The sequence below is a fragment of the Sorangium sp. So ce1335 genome (assembly GCF_051521615.1).
GTDB lineage: Bacteria > Myxococcota_A > Polyangia > Polyangiales > Polyangiaceae > Sorangium.
The window spans coordinates 4,493,856-4,515,841 of the sequence record NZ_CP150363.1 but is presented as its reverse complement, the minus strand read 5'-3'; the positions used below and the strand labels follow the sequence as shown (position 1 = coordinate 4,515,841).

Here is a 21,986-nt window from a genome sequence, read left to right as displayed (position 1 = left end):
CACCATGCCAGGCATTCGACTCAGCCGCTCGGCCAGCATCACGCCCACCGGCGTTGGCGTCATCCTCCAGTCCGACCTGGGCGCCTTCCAGCTCACCGGCTCGGACCAGAGCGCGTTCGTCGAGCGCATCGTGCCGCTGCTCGACGGGTCGCGCGACCGCGAGGCGGTCGTCGAGGCGCTCCCCGGCTACTCGTCGGCGAGCGTGATCCGGTTCCTCGACCTGCTCGAGGCGCGCGGGTTCATCGAGGCGGCGCTTGACGCGGCGGCGCCCCTCGATCGCGAGCGTCTCCGCGGCCAGGACGAGTTCCTCCGGCGGTGGCCCGCGGCCGCCGCCGGGGCGCAGCAGCGGCTCGCGGGCGCGCGCGTGCTCGTCGCGGGGCTCGAGCCCTGGGGCGCCACGGCGGCGCTCGCGCTCGCGGCGGCGGGGGTCGCGGCGCTCCACCTCGTCGACGACGGCGTCGTCGGGCCGGGCGACGCCGCGGTGCTCCGGGAGCGCGGCGAGGCGGCGCTCGGCGCGCCCCGCCGCGCCGCCGTGGCCGCGCTGATCCGCGGGCGCGCGCCGCGGTGCCGGGTGGACGAGAGCTCCGCCGCCGCGCTCGAGGCGGGCGATCTCCGCGCGCCCGAGGGGCCGGGCGATCTCCGCGCGCCCGAGGGGCGGGCCGATCTCCGCGCGCCCGAGGGGCGGGCCGATCTCCACTCGCCTGAAGGGCGCCCCCACCTGATCGTCGCGGCGGTGGGCGCGGACGATGGGCCGCTCCTGGAGCGCGTCGCGCGGTTCGCCCATCGCGCGCGCATCGTGTCGCTCTGGTCGCACCTCGCCGGCGCGGCGGCGGTCGTCGGCCCCCTGGTTTTCCCGGGCGAGACCGCGTGCCGGATCTGCGCCGAGGCGGGGGCGCTGAACCCTGCGCCCGCCGCGCGCCCGGGCGGCGCGCCGGCTCCGCCCGCCGCCGCGATGGGCCAGCTCCTCGGCCAGCTCGCGGCGATGGAGGCGCTCAAGGCGATCACGGCGTACACGCCCCCCCGGCTCGCGGGCCGGCTCCTCGTCCAGGACCTTTGCACCTTCGAGACGTCGCACCACATGCTCGTGCGGCTGCCCTGGTGCACGGTGTGCGGGGAGGGCTAGCCTCGGCGCCGCGAAGAGGCTCTCGCTTGCATCCAAGCGCCCGGCGAGGCGGGCCGCCCAAGGGCTCGCCGGGCCAGAGGGCGGCCTCTCCAGCTCACGCTGTAACTACGACCAGCACCGCGTGCGCCTGCGGTGATCACACCAGGGCGATGAACAGCGCCATCGGTGGGGGCGTGCGCCAGAGCTTCCAGGCCATACGATCGATCACGGGGAGGCTCCATGCGTCCGCCGGGCTCGCGGGCAGCGGCTGATTGAACTCCGAGAAATCCGCGACGAGACCGGCAACGCCTCGCGAGACATCGAACACCTGCACATGACCGCGGTACTCGATCGATTGTGCGAACCATTCGGTAGCGGCATCTGCTGGAGGCATCCAGGATTGAAGGTGGACGGAGCGGCCCTGATGGTCGCCTGCCCCGTTGTCCGACGACTCGACCTGGCCGGGCTCAGCCAGCGCCTGGAGCCTCGCATCGTGGATTCGACCGCCGGTGTGAGCGAGGTAGACGGCGAGCGGCGCTAACGTGCTGCCACCGTCCTCGAAGGCCGGCGGCGCGGCTCGGCGACCGCGGAGGTATGTCTCCGACAGCGTCTGCGCGTGCTCGTCCTTCATCGGCACGCGGGCGCGCTGATAGAGCGCAGGCAGAGGCAGATCGAGCGCCTTCCGAAGAAAGAGCCGCTCCAGCAACCCGCCCGCGGTTTCGGCGACCTCAGCGCGCATCCCTGCACGGAGCCAGAGCTCCCAGATCAAACCGAGCTCGATGAGCTGGTCGTCGGTCACAGGATTGGCAAATCCGCCCTCGTTGTGCGTCCAGAGATCGTGCAGGATCTCGGCGATCCGGCGCGCGCGCTCGGGTTGTGGCGTCACCGGATCGGACAGCAGCCATAACCCGGTGGTCGCGAGATAGCCACCCAAGCGGAGAGCGCGCAGCGGATAGTCCACGGGCTCGCTCGGGGACCCGATGGCGAGACCGCGGGGCACGGCCCGGAGCAGCTCCAGGCGCACGATCAAGGTCTCCGCCTGGGCGACGTACTGCAGGACGAGCCCCCGGAGCAGCTCGTCTACCGCCTTCAGGTGTGCGCCAAAGGCTGCGCGCGAGGTACGCCGCACGTGCTCCATGGCCCGGCACAGGATTCGCTCGATCGTGTCGAACACCGGCAAGGTCGACCCCTTCGCGACACGAGAGCACTCCACCTCGACCATCTTCGCGAAGAGCGCGAGCTCGCTGAGCAGCCGGCGCAAAACGCGGGGCGCGAGGGCGCCCCCATCTCCGAGACGCTCGCCCGGACCAGAGCCGACGAGCTCCCGCCCGAGCGGTAGCACCTCATCGAGCAGGCGATCGACGGCTTCGAGATCGAAGCCGCGCCCCCCCGTGCGACCGAGCGAGTCCAGCGCGCCGCGCACGAACGGACGGACCCCGGGGGGAAAGAGCGAGGCGTCGGCCCTGAGCTCGACGGAGGGGATCTCGTGGCCATAGGCAGGCGTCAACGAGAGCTCGACCAACCGGCCAGCGTCCCACCACTCGAGCCCGATGCCCCGCTCGTCGAGCTCGTCTCGGAGCTGCGCGACATGAGCCGACAGGCTCTCCCGATCGAGGTCGCCATTGTGCACGGCGACGACCGTGAAGCGCTTGAACCGAATGTCCTCGAGCGTGTACCAGCCATCCTGCCCGCGGTGCCTCCCCGCCGCGCGCCAGATGTCATGGACCATCGACTTCTGCTCTCCTCCGGCGGCCCACTCGGCACTCTCAATCTTGCCCTCCTTGAGGACGAAGCGGTAGAGGCGGGGCTCCCCGTCGGGGTCCGGCTTGCTGGCAAGGATATCGACCCCGTGCTGGAGCTTGCCCGCGTTCTTCTCGCGTGCCGTGCCCTCGTGCTTGTAGGTGCGCAGGTGGATGGTGAAGTCTTGCCGTTCGAGCAGCCAGTCGACGAAGGTGCCGAGGTCCTGACGGCGCTCCGGGGCGTCCTTGGCCTGCTCCTGCTCGGCCAGCGACCGGATGTAGCGGCTCAGGGCCTCCCTCACGTGCTCCCCTCCCCCTGGGCGAGCAGCGCCGCAGCGCGCTCGCGATGGCGGATGCGCGACAGCACCGGAGCCACGCGATCGATGTTGTCCCGGAACGGAAGCTCGACGCTCCCCGAATGGGTCTGAAGCGGCACGATCTCCGGGTCTTGGCGCGACATGCGCGTTCCCTCCCCTCGAGCGAGCGGGATCCGCACGGCGAGCTCCAGCAACGGGTGGCGCCCGGACCTCTGTTCGGCGCGAATGGTCTCCTGGAAGATACGGTTCTGAAGCACGAGCCAGTGAGGTCGCGCCGGCGACATGACCCAGAGCTCGGGGATCGCCGCTTGCGCCCCATGGCGGCCCTCGCGCTGATCGAGGCGCGCAGTGAGCTCTGCCCGCAACGACGCGAGCGCAGGATCACCGGGTCCACCGTCCTCGTCCCAGCGTGCAAGCACCTCGTGGCACCCCCCGGGGTAGTCCTCCACAGCGTCTTCGATCAGGATTGCTCGAACGGTCTCGCGGACGTCGGCCCTCGCCTTCGCCAGGCGCACGAGCAGGGGAATATAGATGTTTCCGGGCACGCCGGTCCCGACGAGCTCGTGAGCGAACGCCTCGGCCTGGCGCGACGACAGCGCCATGAACGCGTCCTCACGGACGGCGTAACCGCGCTTGCGCGCGACGAGAAAGGCAGCAGCGAGGCGAGCCTCCGGCCGCGGATCCACCAGGGTCCTGACCAAAAAGGCTCCCGCGGCCTCGGGGCCCAGCCGATGCGTGAACGAGGGCAGGACCTCCTGGAGGCCCACCGGAACCTCACGCAAGCTGGCGACGTGTCGACCGAGCCACTGCACCGCGACGGCTTCCGCCAAGCCGAGCTCCCGCTTCGCCAGCTCCGCGAGCAACATATCAAGCGTCCGGAACCCTGCACGGAGCGGGACATCGAGGACATGCGGCAAGAGCTCTCGAATGGCCGGCAGATTCATGCCCCTGTCGCCGGCGCCGAGCAACGCGCGAAAGCCGATCTCCGCGATGTCGCTCGCCCTGCTCTGTAGCTGCACCGGGTCCTGGTCCCCTGCGGAGCCCATGCTCACGAGGCGCAGCGCCGTCGATATCGAGGCAGCCGGATGAGCTCGCGCGTCGCGGGCAACCGCCCTCAGGCCGACGGCAACGAGCCGGCCAGGAAGCCGGTCGACGTGCGTCAGCAGCGCCTCGTGGCGCGCTTCGACCGGAGGCTCGGGATCGGGCCACGCAAAGCAGGCAAGCGTCGCCGCGAGCGCCCAGCGCCACTCGTCGTTCGCTTGGAGCAAGCGTCCGATCACGGCGTCTCGCCACGCGACGCCGTCCGGTTGGCCCAGGACGGCCCCCTCGACCAACACCTGCACGGCCGACAGCCCGAGTCCCTTTGCCCATTCCTGATCGTCCAGCCATGCATCGACCACGCGCCGGGCGGTCTCGGCGTGAGCGGCAGCCCACCGCTTGACCGCGCCCATCGGCGTGCCGCGCGCCATATCGTTGGCGGTGAACGCATCGATACGACCCACGAGGGCGACCGCCTCCCTCGGGTCGAGCTCCAGAGACGGAAGGACGGGCTCGAGCGCGTTCAAGACGTTCCACTCGTCGATGCGCTGAAAGAAGACGTACCGACCGGCCGCGTTCGCCATCAGCAACGCCCGCAGCAGGCTCGACGAGAGCAGAAGCTGGTCGGATCGCGCGCCGCGCCGGTCCTCATCGAGGTAGATGACGGTGAGGTTCACCGCCTCGCCCCACGCCTCCGGGGAGGCGGCGAGCCCATCAACGACCGGCCGGATCACCGCCTCCAGCGCCGTCGTGCGCTCCTGTTCCCCCGCGAGCAGTGAGGCCTCGATCTCGTCCTGGATCTCCCTCGCGAGGGGGATGTCCCGATCGGGGTCGCGCTGCTCGATCGCGTCCCTCAGGAACGAGAGCACGCGTCTGCCGGTCGCCATGCGCCCTGCGTCGCTCACACCAGGATTGGAGGTGGTTCCACCGCTACGGTGACGTCGAACGTGTCGTTCGCCGTCGCACGTGCGATGGAACGCGCGAGGAGTTGATATTGCAACGCCAGGGGGGCACCTGAATCGCCGACGAGCACGTCCCCGAGCGGTACCCACGGGTCGTACTCCAGCATATGCAGGAGATCCTGCCGCTCGAGCCGAGGGAATCGCTGCTGAATTCGAGGCAGCTCCTGAACCAAAGGCGCGAGCAGGCGCGCCTGAGCTTCATGGAGTCTCGCGCCGAGCGGATGCCGCCGCATCGCGTCGGCGAGCTCGATGGGCTGATCGCGGAGGCTCAGGAAGACATTCCTCACGGGCTCGATCACCCCGCCGCGCCGCGCGAGGTCGGGTTCTCGTGGTACGGGGCTGAGCACCAGCAACGTCGCGACCTGGCGCGACACGGCCGACCAATGTTCACGCATCTGGGCCAGCGCTCCCTCCATCCCGCCGATGTTCTGCTCATTCAGACCACAGACGGCGACGACCACATCGGGCAACTCCATCGTGCAGACGCCGGCGACATCCGCCAGGCCCGTGCGGCTGTCGAAGAAGACATAGTCCGGGGCGATGAAGGCCTCGATCTCGGCGAGCAGGAGCATGAAGAGGTGCGCGGCATCCCCCTGCGGCTCGCGAAAGAGCTCCTCGACGTTCCTCGATACCTCGCCAGCGCGCGTCCCCGCCGGCATGACGTGGAATCTGTCGCCGAACCGCTCTGTCAGCGCGGGGTAGACGTACGCGCTTACCGGAGTCGCGCTCGATGCCCAGCGGTCCAAGAGGAAGTCCGAGACCCCCGCACGCGCCCGCTCGATCTGAGCGGTCTTGGCCCGTGTCAAAGCGGAGAGACCCAGGCCGGGCGCCTCGAGATCGAGGTCCACGACGAGCACGCGGCATCCCTGCTCGGCCATGAGCGCCGCGACGTTGAGCATCGCCAGTGTCCGCCCGACGCCCCCTTTGTAGCTATAGAACGTCACCTTGAGCATCATGGCCTCGCGTCGCGGAATAGCGGGCTGCGCGGGTGGCGAGCCCTGGGGAAGCCGAGCATCCCAGGTCCTCGGCGCGCGCCACCGCCACGAGGTTCATCTGGCTCTCCAGGCAAACGAGGGCGACCGCGTACGCGCCATCGCAGGTCGCATCACGCTGGTTCGCGTTCGCGTTGCGCTCCGTCTGCGTGGGCTCCGACCAGGCGAGTTCAGGCTCCGCGGCCGGCTCCTCATCGCGGGTCACGCTGAGCTTCGTGGGGGACTTGTGGTGGCGATCCATGCAGACGCGCGCGGACGCGCACAGCGCGTTCGCCCTTGCCTCGTCCAGGCCAGGATGCATCGCCGAGCGGAGATGTAATTGCCAGACCGCCATTCCGCTCGCTGCGCTCCCCACCAGCAACCGAGCGGAGCGTTACCCGCCCGTGGTTTGAATCACCAAGCATGCCCTAGTACGCGGCGTCTCGGCGCCTGTCAAGGTGGGCACACTGCCGGTGCGGCTCGGCTCCCCGCAGGGGGCATGAGGTATGCTCCTGGAGCGTCAGGATTCGATTCGCCCGGGGAGCACCGACCGCGGCATGGGGCGCCCGCAAGCTGAGGGACAGGAAGGTCGCGGGGATGTTCGGAACCGGAGCCGTGCGCGCCATGGCACCATGGTCACCGCCTGCCGCGCAGGGTGTCAATTTCTGCAACGCACGGGCCTGGAATGTGCCAGGCCGGCTCTGTCGTGTGCCAAGTGAGGGGGATCTGGCACCGGCGGGCCCCGGCCAGGCGGCGTAGAGTGAGATTGCTTACATCAGAGAGCCGGCGAGTCGGCCTTGCCAAGGGCCCTCCCCGGGCCGGAAGGTGCCCTCTCCATCGCGGAGACGGGTGCCACCCATCTTTTCCTGGAGCCACGTCCACCGGGAGACGGGTGCCACCCATCTTTTCTGGGATGCACCTCCATCGCGGAGACGGGTGCCACCCATCTTTTCTTGGACCCACGTCCACCGGGAGATGGGTGCCACCCATCTCCCGCGTGGACGCGCCACCTCACCCGGATGGGTTCATGGCGTCCCGGTGACCCCGACCGGGGGCGCCGGGACGGCCTCGGGCCTGGGTGCCGGGGCGGCCTCGGGCTTGGCCGCCGGGACGGCCTCGGGCCTGGGTGCCGGGGCGGTCTCGGGCTTGGCCGCCGGGGCGGCCTCGGGCTTCTTCGCCGGGGCCTTCCGACGCGCCCTCGCCAGGTCGTCGACCATCTCGACGTACGGCGCCAGCAGGAACGCCGCCAGCGCCTCGCTCCCCGGGATCTCCGGGTCGGCGTGGCTCTCGATCTTCTGGATCAGGCTCCGCAGCGCATCCCTGGCGGCGCTCCACTGCGGCCGGCCGTCGGTCGGCGCGCCCTCCCTGGCGAGGACCACGTTCGTGAAGCCGTACGCCTCGCCGAAGCGCGCGTGGGCGGCCACGAGCTGCTGGTAGTGCCGGGCCCCGCCGAACCCCTCGATCACCGCCTGCGCGCGCTCCTCCTCCAGCATCTTCATCCGCTGCACCATCGCGGCCCACTGGACGCGGGGCCGGCGGGTGATGAAGCGAAGCCCCTCGGGCGCGGGGAAGAGCTGGCCATACAGCCAGCGCGCCTCGGTCGGCGACGGCGTCTCCCCATCGTCGGAGAGCCCCGCGGCGCCCGCGTTCCACTGCTCGAACGCGCGCCATCGGTCGTCGCTGTCGGTGTTCGCCGCGCTCTGCTCGGCTTCGGTCGGCGCCCCGTGGCGCTGGTCGGCCTGCGCGCTCGCCCGCAGGCCGCGGAAGCCCTGGAGCTCCGTCGCGGCCGCGTCGAACCGCCTCCACGGCCTGTCGATGTGCGGCGGCAGCGCCGCGAGGGGCTCGACCCCCCTGGGCAGCGTCGCGTCGCCCTCCTTGCGTTTACCGCCCTTCGGCCGGAGCACCGCCGCGACGCGCGCGCTCATCTGATCTCGGAGACCGATCACGTCGTCCGCGACGAGCTCCGGGGGCAGGACCACTGTCGAAAACATCGGGGATTCACTCACGGGGAAAACCTCCTGTGCTATCCGATGGAATCCGGCGTGCCGCCGCGGCGGCACGCCGTGGTTGCGTTGCGGCGTGGCGGCACGGCAATCGACGTGCCAGCGCGAGATTCGCGCGTATGTCAGCGCAGCGACTGGCGACGAAGAGGCGGCTCGGGGCGCAATACCCGGTCATGTTCCGCAACGGATTGCGCTGTTGCGCAACGCTCCTGCCAGCGCCTCACGACCGCTCGTGTGTCGAGCTACGCAGGGGCGCGTGGCAGGGTCCGGGACGCCTCATCCGGCACGTCGTGCCGCGCGGGTGTCCTCCTCCGGCATCGCGAGAAGGGCCTCCCGGCGCGCCGCCCCATGCCGTACGCTGCCGGTCATGGCCTCCTCTACCCCCTCTACCCCCACGACGACGCTCTACCGCCCCGTGGGCCAGGCCGAGCTCGATCTCATCGAGGCGAGCGGCCGCCGCCGTTTCCCGCCGCGCCTCCCCGAGCAGCCCATCTTCTACCCGGTCTGCAACGAGGAGTACGCGACGCAGATCGCGAGCCGCTGGAACACCGCCGAAGGCAAGGTCGGTTATGTGACGCGCTTCGCCGTGCGCTCGGACTTCCTGGCCAGGTACGACGTCAAGATCGTTGGCTCGCGCGTTCACGCAGAGTACTGGATCCCGGCGGAGGACCTCGAGGCGTTCAACGACGCGATCGTCGGCGCCATCGAGGTGATCGGCGAGCACCGGGCCGAGGGGCACGACGCGACGAAGGACACGACCGCGCGATGAGCGTCGCCCACCTCGCCGACACGGGACTCCCCTTCAACCGGAAGGAGCGGTACTTCACGGGCACCGTGCTCCCGATGCTCGTGTGTGCCGACGACTTCGCGCACTTCGGCCGCCTCACCGAGCTGGTGGGGCTTGGCCGCATCGACGTCGACGCGCGGCCTGCCTCCGCCGACGTGCAGTTCTTCACCGAGTACGGCTTCGCGGAGTCGGTCGTCGGCGATGCGAAGGCCCGCTTCCCGGGCGCGCCGGTGAAGAAGGACACGCCCGACGTGCTGATCTACATCGCCGGGCCCTGGCGAGCGCTGATCGCGATCGAGGCCAAGCTGTACGACCGGCCCACGACCGCGGCGCTGAACGAGCAGCTCGCGGCGCAGGCGGAGCTCATCCGCTACATCGCGGGGCGGCTCGACGTCGACGCTGCGAGCGTCGCGCACGTCGCGTTGCTGCCGGCGGCGCTCGCCTCCGAGGTCGGCGAGCTCTCGGTGGCGACGGTGACGTGGGAGCGGCTCCTGGAGACGTATGCCGACGTCGCACCGCCGTACTTCCTCGAGGTGCTGCGTGTCGCCCTTGCGCGATACGACCAGCTCGTGTCGCCGCGCATGGCCTTTGGCGCGAACTCCGAGACGAAGCTGACCGGGGCCGAGCTCCACGAACATCATCACGCGGGCTCGCTCACGGCCCTGTGGATGGGACGGCAGGGCGGCCTGGACGGCGCCGAGCTCACGGAAGACATCGTGTCGGGGACATGGCGCAGCCGGCTGTACGAGTGCAGCTCGAAGGCCGTATCGAACCGGAACTGGTTCACCGTCGCCGCGTTCGTCGCGCGCATCGATGCCGCCAGACCCTGAATCGCGGGCGGCTGCGGGAGAGGCTCGGCACGCCGCTCTACCCCGTGATCCTGATGGCCAGGGAGGCCACGCACGAGCTGCTTTCTTGCTCGGCGCCGGGCCCGACCTCGCCGAGCACGCGTGCTCGGCGCCGGGCCCGAGCTCGCCGAGCACGCGCAGCGACCCTTCCCGCGGCGCGCCGCCGCGCGGCCCACGCTACGCGGCCGCGCAGAGGGTGCCGATCTCCTCGAACTCGCCGATCATCCGCGCGAGCCTGCCCTCGTCGACCCGCAGGCCGAGGGCCGCCGCGGCGTGGGCGAGGAGCTTCCGCTCCCGCAGCGACGCGACCTTGTCCATGGCCGCCGCGATCTCGAGCGCGCACAGCAGCGGGGCGCGCGCGCCCTCCGGCACGGCGCGGAGGCGCTCGATCCAGGCGATGTCGTCGGCGAGCCGCTCGTTCTGGCAAGCGCGCGCCGAGGCAGGGAGCTGCCGCAGCACGGCCGCGAGCAGCGCTGTCTCCTCCGGCTTGAGCCGACCGTCGGCGGTGAAGATGAACCAGAGCCCCTCGAACAGCCGATCGACGTGCGGGCGAAGCGCCTCGTCGCCGAGCGCCCCGTCGAGCGCGCGCCGGTAACGCAGGTACCGGCGCGCTGTATCCCCGAGGCGCCGGGTGACAACCCAGCTCGTGATCGACGACGAGGCGACCGAGAGCACGGGCACCAGGTTGCGCGCCACGCTCTCGCCGGCGAGCCGCGCCGCGAGCTGCTTCGCCACGTCCGAGCCGCGCTCGCGCGCCGAACGCACGAGCGCGCCCGCTGGATCGTCCTTCTCCTGGGGGTGCTCCACGACGCCGAACGTGAGGGCGAGCAGCGCCCACACGTCGGCCGGCTCGTCCGGATCGAACCGGAGCCCGAAGAGGTCCGCGAGCTCGCAGAGCATCTGCACGTGAAGGAGCAGCCGGAGCACCGTCTCGCCGCCGATCGCCAGCGCGGCGGCAGGGATCGCGACGAGCCCGCCGAGCCCGTGCGTCTCGGCCGTGGCCGCCGCCGCGCCGGTCGAGAGCGCCCCTGTCGCGCCGCCCGCGAGCGCCGAGCGGAGGCAGGCGCGCCGGATGACCGCGCGCGCGTCGGTCGGCTCGGTCACGCCGGTCGACGCCGCGATGCTCGCTGGGCGAGGCCGCCGGTTGTAGCGGCGGACCGCGCGGGACAGGACCTCTTCGAGCCACGCGTCGACAGGGCGCACGCGCGCGCCCGCTTCGCCTGGCGCCCCGGTCAGCGGGAGCGCCGCGGCCCCCGCGGCGTCACAAGGATGCGCAGCCTCGTCGCTCATGCATCAGCGCGGTTCAAGATGCATTCCGCGCCCGGCGGGCGGTGAGGCCGAGGCCGCTCGCGGCCCGTCGCCCTCCCGCGTCGACCCGCCGCGCCCCCTCGCCTTCACGCCTCACCGTCGCGGCCGTGCCAGCAGGAGATCTCCAGCCTGTCCCCCAGCGGGAGCTCCACCGACCCGTAGCCGCTGCCCGCGCCGCGCACGTGGTCGAGATAGGGCCGCAGATCCTCGGGCGCGAGGTCGAGATCGTCGGCGACGACGATCGCGCCCCTCCGCAGCCTGGGCTCGAGCATCCGGAGCACCGGCAAATAGAGATGCTTCCAGCCGTCCAGCAGCACGAAGTCGATAGGCCCCTCGACGTCCCGCAGCGTCACCAGCGCGTCCCCCTCGCGGATCTCGACGAGCTCCCCGAGCCCGCTCTCCTCGAGGTTGTGCCGCGCCCGCCGCACCTTCTCCGGGTGCATCTCGCTGCCGATCACCCGCCCGCCGCCGCCGTCGCGCACGGCCGCGGCCAGGAACAACGTCGAGATCCCGAACGACGTGCCGAACTCCACCACCGTGCGCGCCCTCGCCGCGAAGGCGAGGAGGTGGAGCAGCCTCCCGACCTCGCGGGAGACCGGCAGATAGGCGTCGGCGAACATGTGGGCGAGACGCTCGGGGTCGGGGTTCGCCCCGCGGCGCTCCCAGTCGCCGCGGACGCGGGCGATGATGCGCGGATCGCCGCTCTCGGCGTCCTGGAAGAGGCGGTCGAGGGTCCCTTGAACGCGCGGCGAAGCAAGCGTGGTGCTCATGATGTCATGTCTCCTCCGGGCAGCCTGACGGCGCTGAGCGCGCCGGCGCGCTGCTGCCCTGTTCGACAGGGAACCTGCACCCGCCGAGAGATGACTTCCAGTGCATGCACGGTAAGGTATAGTTGCGTCCCGTGCACTCCATGGATCTGAACCTCCTCGTCGCGCTCGACGTGCTCCTCGAGGAGGAGAGCGTCCTTCTCGCCGCGAAGCGGATGCACCTCAGCCCCTCGGCGATGAGCCGCACGCTCGCGCGCGTCCGCGAGGCGGTGGGCGACCCGATCCTCGTGCGTGCCGGCCGGCGGCTCGTGCCCACGCCCCGCGCCGCGGAGCTCCGCCCGCGCGTGCGCGCGGCGGTCGCCTCGGCCAGCGCGATCCTCCGCGAGCGGGGCGCGCTCGACGTCTCCGCGCTCACCCGCACCTTCGCCATCCGGACCAGCGACGGCATGATCGGGCTCCTCGGCGCCCCGCTCCTCGACGCGCTGAGGGTCGAGGCCCCGCGCGTCGCCGTCCGCTTCCTCCCCGAGGGCGACGAGGACGTGGCCGCGCTCCGCGAGGGCCGGATCGATATCGACGTCGGCATCATCGGCGACATGGGCCCGGAGATCCGCGTGCAGGCGCTCGCCAGAGACCGCTTCGTCGGTGTGGTGCGCCGCGGCAGCCCGCTCGCGTCCGGCAAGGTGACGCTGCAGCGGTTCGTCGAGCACCCCCACCTCGGCGTCTCCCGGCTGGGCAAGACCTGGGGCCCCATCGACGACGCCCTCCAGAAGAAAGGGCTCGCCCGGACCACCGCGGCCGTGGCGTCAGGCCATTACGCGGCGCTGCTCCTCCTCGCCAGCTCCGACCTCGTCGGCGCGTTCCCGTCGAAGTGGCTCGCGCACGCCGCGCCGCGCTTCGATCTCGTCACGTTCCCGCTGCCCGTGACCACGCCGCCCATCACCATCGCGCAGGCGTGGCACCCCCGCTTCGACGCCGATCCCGCGCACCGGTGGCTGCGCGACCGGCTCCGCCGCGTCTGCCGGTCGATCGCGGAGCTCGCGGCGTAGCCACGCCCGGTCCAGGACGCCAGGCCAGCGCCACCTCCACGCGCTTCGTGGCGCCCGCTCCCTGGTCCAGCCCAGGGAAATGCGCTCCGTCGCGCCCGCTCCCCGGTCCTGCTGCGATGACCTATCAGCCCAGGCTCCGTCGCTTTCCTTCACGGAACGGGCGCGCTCCGGAGACACTCACGGGTATGAAACGCTCATCGTTCCTCGTGCGGGCCGCCCTCGTCCTCCTCGCATGCGCCTGCGGTGGCGGAGGCGACGTCGGAGGAGGCGGCGCAGGCGGCGAGGCAAGCGAGGGCCCGTCCGCCAGCGCCACGGGCGCCGGCGGGAGCCCGTCCGCCAGCGCCACGGGCGCCGGCGGGAGCCCGTCCACCAGCGCCACGGGTGCCGGCGGGGGCCCGTCCACCAGCGCCACCGGCGCCGGCGGAGGTCTCGGCCCCCACGTCGCCGAGCCGAGCACGCCGACGCGCGGCGGGACGATGACCTTCACGAACATCGGCGCGCCCGGCTGGTGGCCCCGTCGCATCGACCGCGAGCCCGGCGATCCGGCGTGCGACCACAAGGACGGCGACGACACCTGGGGCGGGCACTGCTGCATGGCGGAGCACCACACGACGAGCGACAGGCTCGCTCCGTTCGACGAGGAGATGACCCTGATCATGAAGGCCATCCGCGTGAAGCAGCTCGCCGTCTACCAGCCCGGCGGCGACCCGGCCGCCTGGCAGATGGTCTCGTCGTGGGACGCGAGGAGCGGCGTGGGCTCCAACCTGCTCGTCACGCAGGGGCAGACAACGTCCGCCGACTTCACGGGCGACCTCACGAAGACGGACTGCGTCACGTACTTCACGCAGGACAGGCCCTTCGCGTGCGGCGACGGCAGGGACTATTACTGTCCCGAGGATCCGGGCGTCATGCACCTCGGCTGGGCGGGCTCGAAGCTCGTCGTCTTTCTCGCGTCGATGACGTTCGACGACGCGGACGTCGCGAAGTGCGACGGCGATGGGCAGGGCCACCCCGGCCCGTGGGTCGCGTTCGTCGCGTCCGAGCTCATTCGCGACGGCGGCCGCAAGTGGAACGGGCTCTGCAACTGCTATTCGAAGACGGGCACCGTCGGCGACGGCTGCGGCGAGATCAACGTGTTCGAGGTCGTGATGGACAGCAATGACTACAGCAACCGCGAGTTCATGAGCACCGGCGTCCGCTCGTACCAGGAAGGGCACATCGGCGGCAGCGTCTGCGGGAGCGGCTGTGATCGCGACGCGTTCGCCGATGACGTGGAGGTCGTCGACGCGTGCGCGAAGGAGGCCTACGAGGAGGGGCCCGTCATCGAGGCCGGCGGGCGCTCGGACGGCTGCCCGACATGGCGCCGGCCCATCGGAGATCGCTATTTCATGATCCTGCTCGACGAGGCGCAGCGCACGATCCAGGTCGCGGTCATCCACCCCGAGAGGATCCCCGCCGCCGCGGCCGAGATGCTCCCCGATCTGCCGGGCAGGCTCTCGCGCGGCGCCATCGACGCCATGATCTCGATGCGCCTGCCTGAGTGAGCCGCTGGCACGGTGAGGTGGAATCGTGGAATCGAACAGCGCCATGAAACGCAGGGACGAGCGGCGAGGCCCGCGCCCGCTCGGAGCGCTCGGCCGACGTGGACGGCGCGTCGGAAGGTTTGCTAGCGTGGGCGCTCATTGGGCGCTCGATAGCGAGGGTGGGTTCATGGCTCTTGGATCGTTCCCTGGCGGCACACAATCGCGGCTTCAGCGCTGCTGGCTCGCGCTCGGTGTGCTCCTCGCGGCGTGCGACGGGAAGGTGTCGCTCACCGACGACAAGCCCGGCGCGGCGGGCAGCACCGGCTCGGAGGCGTCCGGGGGCGGATCGAGCCCGACAGGCGGCGACGCGAGCCCGGACGGGCGCTGCGCGCTCTCCGTCACAAGCGGCGCGGCGCACGCGTGCGCGCTGTTCGCCGGGGGTAGCGTGTGGTGCTGGGGCGACAACACGTACGGACAGCTCGGAGACGGCACCTTCGAGCGGCGCGACAGGCCCGTGGAGGTCCGGATCCCCGGCGCCGAGAAGGTCGTCGCCGGCGGCAGGCACACGTGTGCGCTCGCCGGCGGCGAGCTGTGGTGCTGGGGAGACAACGCGGAAGGGCAGCTCGCCGGGGTGGCGGAGGCGCGCTCGAGCCTCCCCGTCGTGATCCGGGCGGCAGGCATCTCCGACGCGATCTTCGATGTGGCGCTCGCCGATCGGCAAACCTGCGTCCTCGACACGCTCACGCACGCCACGTGCTGGGGCACGGACGCTTCCGGCGTCCGGCGCGATCCGACGCTCGCGGCGGTCTCGGACGCGCAGCCTGTCTTCGGGCTGTTCGGCGGCTTCGACCGCATGGCAGCGCTCGTCCCGGAGGGGAAGCTCGTCGACATCTCGACCTGGGACCGCGCCGCGCCGCTGCGCGACGGCGCGGACTCTCCGGCAGCCGGCGCCGCGCTCGGCTCGGCGCACCGCTGCGTGCTCAAGCGGAGCGGGCTCGTCTGGTGCTCGCCCTGGCTCGGGCCGCTCTCGGAAGAGGCGCCGGGCGTCGTGATGGAGATGGGCAGCGACGTTGTCGAGATCGGCGCTGGCGCCTCGAGCACGTGCGCGCGCAGGGCGGACGGCGGCGTGTGGTGCCACGGCTGGTCGGACGGCGGGCAGCTCGGCGACGGTCGCAACGGCACGCCGGACGATCGCGCCTTCGGCAGCGGGCCGGTCGTCGGCCTCGACGGCGCCATCGACCTTTCCGTGGGCGGGCATCACGCCTGCGCCGTCCGCAACGACGGGAGCGTGTTGTGCTGGGGCGACCTCGATCCCCGGGCGGCGGCCGCGCCGTACCTCGTGAGCCGGGGGCCGGGAGCCGACGCGTGCCGCGCTCCGGAGCCGGCGCCGCGACCTGCCGCCCGGGATCGCCATGTCGATGCGGTCCGCGCCTACGCCGAGACGATGTGCCGCTGTGCACTCGGCGTCGATGCCGACCTCGACGGCTGCATCGCCGAGGAGGGGAGCATGAACGCCGCCTGCCTCGCGGCGCTCCCCGCGGACGAGACGTATCTCGACTGCATGACCGACGCCCTGTACCTGACCCGAGCGTCGTGCTGGGCCGCTTGCGCGAAGACGCCGGACGAGGTCCTGCCGAGCTGCCCGGTGGACGCCGCGTGCGCGCGGCCGTCCGGGGTCGAGGCATCGTATCTCTGCCACATGTCCTGGTATCCTTGCGATAACGAGCAGGGCGGCGTGATGAACGAGGCGCTCTGCGACGGGATCCGCGACTGCGACGACGGCGCCGACGAGGCCAACTGCTCTCGGGATCAGGGAGCGTTCTTCTGCGCCGAAGGGGAACCGCTTCCGTTCGAGCGCGTCTGCGACGACGTGATCGACTGCGAGAACGAGATCGACGAGCTCTGCCTCTGACCGTGAGGGCTGCCGGGCGCGCAGCAGTCGCGTCCGGGCGGCGCCCTCCCCTCACGCCACCGCCGCCGCGAACGACGCGAACAGGTCCCCTGGCAGCGCGTGGTCCAGCCGCCACGTGATCGCCATCGGCAGCTCGCCCTCGTGCCGCACGTAGCGCGCCGGCCCAAGGAACCAGAACGCCCGATCGTCGCTGCGCAGCCGCGCGAACAGCATCACCGCCGTGCCGAGCGCCTCGTGCTGCTTGTAGCGCCGCCCGGTGTCGCTCTCGGCGCGCGTTGTCGACTGGCTCTCCCAGTGGATGAGCTGCCGGCTGACGGCGTGGTCGCGGTAGCGCGTCGTCGGCGAGAACTGCCCGCTCGTCTTGTCGAGCGTGAACGCGAGCAGGTCGGCCCTGGCGTCCTTCGCCCAGTACACGCCCGTCTGCCACGGCGCGACCTTCGCGCTGCCCCCGACCCCGAACGCCGCGAGGACCTCGATGCGGGAGTAGCGCGCGTGCACCTCGAGCGGCACGTCCGGATGCGTCGCGAGCGCCCGGTGAACGTGGTCGACGCGCCCGGCGAGCACGTCCATCACCTCGACGAGCTCCGCGCGCACCTGCGGGTGGGCCCAGACGAGCGCGCACGCCTGCGCGAGCGTGGTTGTCTTGCCGATCGCGCGATCGGCCACGGTGGCGACGAGCATGCGCAACAGCCGTCGCTCGCGGGCGCTCATCGCGTCGGGATCCGGACACGCCTCGGACGCGAGCAGCCGGCGATACGCCTCGATCCGCGCGACATCGTCCACGTGCAGCAGCCGCCCGCACGCGCGCCGCAGCGCCTGCTCGTGCGGTCCGGCGCCCAGCAACGGAAGCCCCGCCTCGCCGCGGAGGTCCGACCACGATCGCTGGCCGGCAAACACGTCCTCGAGCTCGAGCCCTGTCTCCTCGAGGAACCGCGCCAGGCTCACGTCGCCGCCGCGGGCGAGCCGCCGCAGCTCCTCGACCCTGGCCGTCCACCCCGACGGCACGGCTTGCCGGATGTTCTCGAGCACGAGCTCCGACGCCTTCTCGTCGAGCTCCATGTGGCAGCCCGCTGGCAGGAACGGGAACCCGCTCTCGATCTGCTGCATCACCTCCCTTCGACTCCCGCCGAGCAGGGCTCCGAACCGGCGATCGAAGCGGAACTCGCGGCGATGGTGCCCGACGAAGTCGAGCACGGTGCACACGGTCTTGCCGGCGCTGCGCCGCAGACCGCGCCCGAGCTGCTGCAAGAACAGCGTCGGGCTGTCGGTCGGCCGCAGGAGGATCAGCGTATCGACCGCCGGGACGTCGAGCCCCTCGTTGAACAGATCGACCGAGAAGACGACGTTCACCTCCCGCGCCCCCAGCATCGCCAGGGCCGCGCGCCGCTCGCCGTCCGGGCTGTCCCCCCACACGGCTGCCGCCGCGATGCCCGCCTCGCGGAAGACGCGCGCCATGAACCGCGCGTGCTCGATGCTGACGCAGAACCCGAGCGCCCGCATCGTCCGCGGGTCGTCGACGTGCGCGACGAGCTGCGCCACCACCTGCCGGGCCCAGACGTCGTTGGCCGTGAGCAGGTTGGAGAGCCCCTCGATGTCGTAGCCCCGCCCGCGACGCCACGGCACCTCGCGCAGGTCCAGGCCGTCGTGGATGCCGAAGTAGACAAAGGGCACCAGCCGGTGCTGGTCAATTGCGTCCCATAGCCGCAGCTCCGCGGCGATCCGGTCATCGAACCACCCGAGCAGCGGCAGTCCATCGCTCCTCTCGGGCGTGGCCGTGAGGCCGAGGAGCTCCACGGGCCTCACGTGCTCCAGCAACGCGCGATACGACGGCGCCGCGGCGTGGTGGAACTCGTCGACGATCACCACGTCGAAGTGGCGCGGATCGAGATCGTCGAGCCCTACGGCGGCGAGGCTCTGGATCGACGCGAACACATGGTCGAAGCGCCGCGGGCGCCGGCCGCCGACCCACAGCTCGCCGAACGCGTGATCTCGCAGGCCGTGACGGAACGTCGCCAGGCTCTGCTCCAGGATCTCCTCACGGTGCGCGACGAAGAGCAGCCGCGCGCGGGGCAGCGCCTCCCGCAGCCGGGCGTAGTCGATCGCCGCCATCACCGTCTTGCCGGTGCCGGTCGCCGACACGAGCAGGTTGCGGTGATGCCCGCGCGCGCGGGAGAGCGCGATCTGCTCGAGCAGGCGCTCCTGGAACGGCTCGGCGCGGAGCTCGACAGGGCTGAGCATCACCGACGGCGCCCCGCTCGCTGCCTGATCGACGCGCGCGAGGAACGCCTCGCGGTCGTACGGCACGAAGTCGCCGCTGTTCCAGTAGCTCTCGAAGACGGCGGCGACCTTGGCGACGACATCCGGGTTGCGCGCCCCGGACACGCGAACGTTCCACTCGAGTCCGCTCGTCTGCGCTGTGTGCGTCAGGTTGGAGGAGCCGATATAGGCTGTCGAGAAGCCCGACGCGCGATGAAAGAGCCAGGCCTTCGCGTGCAGGCGCGTCGTACCGATGTCGTACGAGACGCACACGTCGGCGCCGGCCTTGAGGAGCGCGTCGAGCGCCCGCGCCTCGGTCGAGCCCGTGTACGTTGTCGTCAGCACGCGCAGCGCCCGGCCCGCCTGGCAATGCACGCGGAGGGCCTCGAGGAGCGGGGCAATGCCGCTGTGGCGGACGAACGCCATGACGACATCGATGCGGTCCGCCGACCGGACCTCGGTCAGGAGCTGGTGACCCACCCTGGGCTCGCCGGGCGCGTTGGTGAGCAGCGTCGTGTCGAGCAGCGGGATGAGCGGCTCGGCGATCGTCTCTGGCCTGCCGTCCGGCTGCCGCCCGACGATGGCCCGGAGCACCGTCCCCGGCTCGACAGGCGCGTCCGGCTGGACGTCGGCGCCGGCGATCACCGCCTCGATCTGCGCGACGAGCCTCCGCGCCAGCCCCACGCCCACGCTCACGCGCGCTGCGTCGGGCACGCCGGCGATGGCGCGCTGCACGACGCGACCCAGGTGCAGCGCGATGCGGTCGGCGGCCTCGGCGGCGCGGAGCCCCCCGGTGCGGGCCTCCTGGCCGGGATCGAGCTCGCGCAGGCCAGACGCCAGCGCCTCCGTCACGAGGATCTCGTAAAGACCGCGCCGGGTCGACTTCATCGGCCGCGAGTCTACTGCAGGCGAGCGCGCCTCCGGGCGGCATCGACCATCGCCGGCATCCCCCCGCAAGGCGACACAGCCCCCTCACCCGGGCCAGGTCGGGCCCCGTCGTGCGCGCCCTCATTCATCGCCCCGGAAGAGCTCACGGAAGAACCGGTCCCTGTGCAGCAGGAAGTCGCGCGTGAGCGCGAAATGCTCTGTCTCCTCGTAGGCCACCTGCGCGATGCCGTCCTCCGAGAGCCGGTAGATGGTCGCCGCCGGATAGGCCAGCACGATGGGCGAGTGGGTTGCGATGATGAACTGCGATCGCCCGCGCTCGATGAGCTCGTGCATGCGCGCGAGCAGCGTGAGCTGCCTGGCCGGCGACAGCGCCGCCTCCGGCTCGTCGAGGATGAAGAGGCTGTCCGGCGCGAACCGGTGCTTCACGAGGGCCAGGAACGACTCGCCGTGCGACTGCTCGTGCAGCGACGTGCCGCCATACCCCGGGGTGACCCCCAGCTCGTCCACCTGGGTCGCGACGTTGAAGAAGCTCTCGGCGCGGAGGAAGAAGCCGTTCTTCTCGCGGCGCGGCCCGCGCACGAGCCGCATCGCCGTGTGCAGCTCCGACTCGGAGCGCCGGGTCGAGAAGTTGAAGCCCTTCGAGCCGCCCTCTGCGTTGAAGCCCGCGAGCAGCGCGATCGCCTCGATGAGGGTCGACTTGCCGGAGCCGTTCTCGCCGACGAGGAAGGTCACCTTCGGGTGCAGCGCGAGCTCCTCGAGGCCGCGCACGGCGGGGATGCTGAACGGGTACCGGGAGAGGTCGGCGACCCGCTCGCGCAGGAGCTGGACGGAGCGGATGAAGCCGGGCTGGAGGAGGGCGCGCGTCATGGGGGTGCGAGGCCGTGGCGTACGAGCGTACGCGGGTTCTCAGGGCGATAGCACGTCGTACGCGGCATGGAGCAATCTGGTATGATCCTCTGTTGCGCACTGACGCGTTCCCGCGGGGGACGGCTCCACCCTCCCCCGGCACCTGACGAGGTCCTACCATGTCTTCCACCGATCGCTGCGATCGTGGTCTTGTCGCCTTGCTGTCCCTCGCCGCGCTCGCGGTCGCCGGGTGCGGCGCTGGGTCTGAGCCCACGCCGCTCGCGGAGGGCGCGCTCGCGGAGGGCGCGCTCGCGGAGGGCGCGCTCGAGGCGCGTGCGGCGTCTCTGGCCGACCGTCGCCCGGCGAAGCTGTGCCGCCGTCACGTCGGTGCCCACGCGGCGTGGTCGTCCGTGGCGCCGCTGCCTGAGGCGCGACAGCGGCACATCGCCCTGCTCATGCCGGATGGCCAGGTGATGGTCGCCGGCGGCAGCGGCGCCTTCCCCTACCCGACGGCTGTCGACTTCTACAATCCTGCCACGGACGCGTGGACGACCGGCGGCGCGCTTCCCTACCCGATGTACCCCGTGGGCGCCGCGCTCCTGCAGGACGGCAGGGTGCTCTTCAGCCCCGGCGGGCTCGTCTATGATCCGAGCACGGGCGCGACGACGAGCGTTCCGCTCACGCCCGCCGAGGCGGCGCGTGGGTGGGAGTTCGCTCAGACGGCGCTCACGGTCTTGCCGAACGGGCTGGTGTTGCGCACGGGCGGCAGCGACGACGATAGCGTCCTCAGGGAGGCCGCGCTCTACGATCCCGCCACGAACACCTGGTCCAGCGCAGGGACGATGTCGGTGACCCGCCACCTGCACACGGCGACGCTGCTCCAGGATGGGCGCGTGCTCGTCGTCGGCGGGTACACGTTGAACCGCGACGAGCGGCCGGCAGGTCGCACGAGCGTCGAGATCTACGACCCGGCCACGGGCGGCTGGACGGCGGCGGCGCCGACGAACCTGCCTCGCATGCAGCACACGGCCACGCTGCTGCCGAGCGGACGCGTGCTGGTGGTCGGTGGCGGCGGCAAGATCTACGGCGGCACGGAAGAGGAGGTCGTGGTCCTCGTCGACGCCGGCGAGACCGCCGAGATCTACGACCCCGCGAGCGACACGTGGACGCCGACCGCGCCGCCGAATTTCTGGCACACCTGGGCGTCCGCGGTGGCGCCCATGTCTCACGGCCGCGTGATGGCCGTCGGCACCGAGGGCGCCGAGATCTACAAGGAGTCGAACGATACCTGGACCGTGATCGACGACCCGACCCCGAGGGGCTTTCACACCGCGACGGCCCTGCAAGACGGCTCGGTCCTCATCACGGGCGGGTACGACGCGACGTACTTCACCAATCCGCCGGCCATGACGAGCGTGGAGCGCTACGGAGGCTGCAAGCCGAAGCGTTGATGCGTTCACGCCTGCCGGGAGCGAGACGGTCGACCTCTTCGGAGTCATGGAACAGATCTGGAACAGGTCTTCGGTCGGGGGTGATGTGGTGGGAGCGTGCTGAGCGCGGGCGGGCGAGCTTTGCCCGCCCAGGGCGGCGCCCGAGCGGACGACCAAGCGGAGCACCGCCCGGCGGCGATCGTGACGGGCCACCGATGATTTTTTCGGGCGCGGGCAGTCAGT

General features: G+C 71.6%; 16 protein-coding genes. 7 read left to right on the top strand and 9 right to left on the bottom strand.

Annotated features, from left to right (window positions below; all coding sequences use genetic code 11):
• The first annotated feature begins 4 nt into the window (after window positions 1–4).
• A complete protein-coding gene (locus WMF24_RS16540; RefSeq protein WP_437737369.1) occupies window positions 5–1,123 on the top strand; it encodes a TOMM precursor leader peptide-binding protein in 1,119 nt (372 codons plus the stop codon).
• A gap of 136 nt (window positions 1,124–1,259) precedes the next feature.
• Here WMF24_RS16540 and WMF24_RS16535 read toward each other — a convergent pair whose 3' ends face one another.
• The 5 genes from WMF24_RS16535 to WMF24_RS16515 all read right to left on the bottom strand — a co-directional run bounded on the left by WMF24_RS16535 (window position 1,260) and on the right by WMF24_RS16515 (window position 8,120).
• Window positions 1,260–3,143 (bottom strand): hypothetical protein, encoded by a 1,884-nt coding sequence (locus tag WMF24_RS16535; RefSeq protein WP_437737368.1) that lies wholly within the window; start codon window positions 3,141–3,143, stop codon window positions 1,260–1,262.
• Window positions 3,140–5,083, bottom strand: coding sequence for a hypothetical protein (locus WMF24_RS16530; protein ID WP_437737367.1), 1,944 nt, complete (start codon window positions 5,081–5,083; stop codon window positions 3,140–3,142). The genes WMF24_RS16535 and WMF24_RS16530 overlap by 4 nt, the downstream gene beginning before the upstream one ends.
• 14 nt (window positions 5,084–5,097) lie before the next feature.
• On the bottom strand, window positions 5,098–6,114 hold the full coding sequence (locus tag WMF24_RS16525) for a KGGVGR-motif variant AAA ATPase (RefSeq protein WP_437737366.1): 1,017 nt from the start codon (window positions 6,112–6,114) through the stop codon (window positions 5,098–5,100).
• Entirely contained in the window at window positions 6,089–6,484 is a 396-nt protein-coding gene (locus WMF24_RS16520; RefSeq protein ID WP_437737365.1) for a hypothetical protein, read from the bottom strand. Before WMF24_RS16520 ends, WMF24_RS16525 begins: the two co-directional genes overlap by 26 nt.
• 670 nt (window positions 6,485–7,154) lie before the next feature.
• A complete protein-coding gene (locus tag WMF24_RS16515; RefSeq protein ID WP_437737364.1) occupies window positions 7,155–8,120 on the bottom strand; it encodes a hypothetical protein in 966 nt (321 codons plus the stop codon).
• 379 nt (window positions 8,121–8,499) lie between these two features.
• Here WMF24_RS16515 and WMF24_RS16510 point away from each other — a divergent pair, with 379 nt between their 5' ends.
• Complete coding sequence (locus tag WMF24_RS16510; RefSeq protein WP_437737363.1) at window positions 8,500–8,901, top strand: hypothetical protein; 402 nt, start codon at window positions 8,500–8,502, stop codon at window positions 8,899–8,901.
• Entirely contained in the window at window positions 8,898–9,749 is an 852-nt protein-coding gene (locus WMF24_RS16505) for a hypothetical protein (RefSeq protein ID WP_437737362.1), read from the top strand. Before WMF24_RS16510 ends, WMF24_RS16505 begins: the two co-directional genes overlap by 4 nt.
• Window positions 9,750–9,944: 195 nt before the next feature.
• On the opposite strand, the gene WMF24_RS16500 is transcribed toward WMF24_RS16505, so the two are convergent.
• Both WMF24_RS16500 and WMF24_RS16495 read right to left on the bottom strand, forming a co-directional pair.
• On the bottom strand, window positions 9,945–11,057 hold the full coding sequence (locus WMF24_RS16500; protein ID WP_437737361.1) for a hypothetical protein: 1,113 nt from the start codon (window positions 11,055–11,057) through the stop codon (window positions 9,945–9,947).
• Window positions 11,058–11,161: 104 nt separating this feature from the next.
• The gene (locus tag WMF24_RS16495) at window positions 11,162–11,845 is read right to left on the bottom strand and encodes an O-methyltransferase (protein ID WP_437737360.1); all 684 of its coding nucleotides are present in this window, start codon (window positions 11,843–11,845) and stop codon (window positions 11,162–11,164) included.
• Between the two features lie 140 nt (window positions 11,846–11,985).
• On the opposite strand from WMF24_RS16495, the gene WMF24_RS16490 reads away from it, so the two are divergent.
• The 3 genes from WMF24_RS16490 (at window position 11,986) to WMF24_RS16480 (ending at window position 16,323) form a co-directional block, all read left to right on the top strand.
• On the top strand, window positions 11,986–12,888 hold the full coding sequence (locus tag WMF24_RS16490) for a LysR family transcriptional regulator (protein ID WP_437738814.1): 903 nt from the start codon (window positions 11,986–11,988) through the stop codon (window positions 12,886–12,888).
• 185 nt (window positions 12,889–13,073) lie between these two features.
• Complete coding sequence (locus tag WMF24_RS16485; RefSeq protein WP_437737359.1) at window positions 13,074–14,432, top strand: DUF2403 domain-containing lipoprotein; 1,359 nt, start codon at window positions 13,074–13,076, stop codon at window positions 14,430–14,432.
• A gap of 166 nt (window positions 14,433–14,598) precedes the next feature.
• Complete coding sequence (locus WMF24_RS16480) at window positions 14,599–16,323, top strand: RCC1 domain-containing protein (RefSeq protein ID WP_437737358.1); 1,725 nt, start codon at window positions 14,599–14,601, stop codon at window positions 16,321–16,323.
• 51 nt (window positions 16,324–16,374) lie between these two features.
• On the opposite strand, the gene WMF24_RS16475 is transcribed toward WMF24_RS16480, so the two are convergent.
• The gene (locus WMF24_RS16475) at window positions 16,375–19,467 is read right to left on the bottom strand and encodes a DUF3427 domain-containing protein (protein WP_437737357.1); all 3,093 of its coding nucleotides are present in this window, start codon (window positions 19,465–19,467) and stop codon (window positions 16,375–16,377) included.
• Window positions 19,468–19,587: 120 nt separating this feature from the next.
• Window positions 19,588–20,334, bottom strand: coding sequence for an AAA family ATPase (locus WMF24_RS16470; protein WP_437737356.1), 747 nt, complete (start codon window positions 20,332–20,334; stop codon window positions 19,588–19,590).
• A 158-nt stretch (window positions 20,335–20,492) separates the two neighbouring features.
• Between WMF24_RS16470 and WMF24_RS16465 the strand changes: the two genes are divergently transcribed.
• Window positions 20,493–21,764: a Kelch repeat-containing protein gene (locus tag WMF24_RS16465; protein ID WP_437737355.1), complete on the top strand. Its 1,272-nt coding sequence runs from the start codon at window positions 20,493–20,495 to the stop codon at window positions 21,762–21,764.
• The last annotated feature ends 222 nt before the right edge of the window (window positions 21,765–21,986 follow it).

Excerpts from the sequence above, each read along its gene's own strand:
- WMF24_RS16500 (WP_437737361.1), bottom strand. The coding sequence starts at position 11,057 with ATGAGCGACGAGGCTGCGCATCCTTGTGACGCCGCGGGGGCCGCGGCG.
- WMF24_RS16475 (WP_437737357.1), bottom strand. The coding sequence starts at position 19,467 with ATGAAGTCGACCCGGCGCGGTCTTTACGAGATCCTCGTGACGGAGGCG.
- WMF24_RS16525 (WP_437737366.1), bottom strand. The coding sequence starts at position 6,114 with ATGATGCTCAAGGTGACGTTCTATAGCTACAAAGGGGGCGTCGGGCGG.
- WMF24_RS16480 (WP_437737358.1), top strand. The coding sequence starts at position 14,599 with ATGGCTCTTGGATCGTTCCCTGGCGGCACACAATCGCGGCTTCAGCGC.
- WMF24_RS16490 (WP_437738814.1), top strand. The coding sequence starts at position 11,986 with ATGGATCTGAACCTCCTCGTCGCGCTCGACGTGCTCCTCGAGGAGGAG.
- WMF24_RS16485 (WP_437737359.1), top strand. The coding sequence starts at position 13,074 with ATGAAACGCTCATCGTTCCTCGTGCGGGCCGCCCTCGTCCTCCTCGCA.
- WMF24_RS16530 (WP_437737367.1), bottom strand. The coding sequence starts at position 5,083 with ATGGCGACCGGCAGACGCGTGCTCTCGTTCCTGAGGGACGCGATCGAG.
- WMF24_RS16520 (WP_437737365.1), bottom strand. The coding sequence starts at position 6,484 with ATGGCGGTCTGGCAATTACATCTCCGCTCGGCGATGCATCCTGGCCTG.
- WMF24_RS16470 (WP_437737356.1), bottom strand. The coding sequence starts at position 20,334 with ATGACGCGCGCCCTCCTCCAGCCCGGCTTCATCCGCTCCGTCCAGCTC.
- WMF24_RS16495 (WP_437737360.1), bottom strand. The coding sequence starts at position 11,845 with ATGAGCACCACGCTTGCTTCGCCGCGCGTTCAAGGGACCCTCGACCGC.
- WMF24_RS16505 (WP_437737362.1), top strand. The coding sequence starts at position 8,898 with ATGAGCGTCGCCCACCTCGCCGACACGGGACTCCCCTTCAACCGGAAG.
- WMF24_RS16515 (WP_437737364.1), bottom strand. The coding sequence starts at position 8,120 with ATGTTTTCGACAGTGGTCCTGCCCCCGGAGCTCGTCGCGGACGACGTG.
- WMF24_RS16510 (WP_437737363.1), top strand. The coding sequence starts at position 8,500 with ATGGCCTCCTCTACCCCCTCTACCCCCACGACGACGCTCTACCGCCCC.
- WMF24_RS16540 (WP_437737369.1), top strand. The coding sequence starts at position 5 with ATGCCAGGCATTCGACTCAGCCGCTCGGCCAGCATCACGCCCACCGGC.
- WMF24_RS16465 (WP_437737355.1), top strand. The coding sequence starts at position 20,493 with ATGTCTTCCACCGATCGCTGCGATCGTGGTCTTGTCGCCTTGCTGTCC.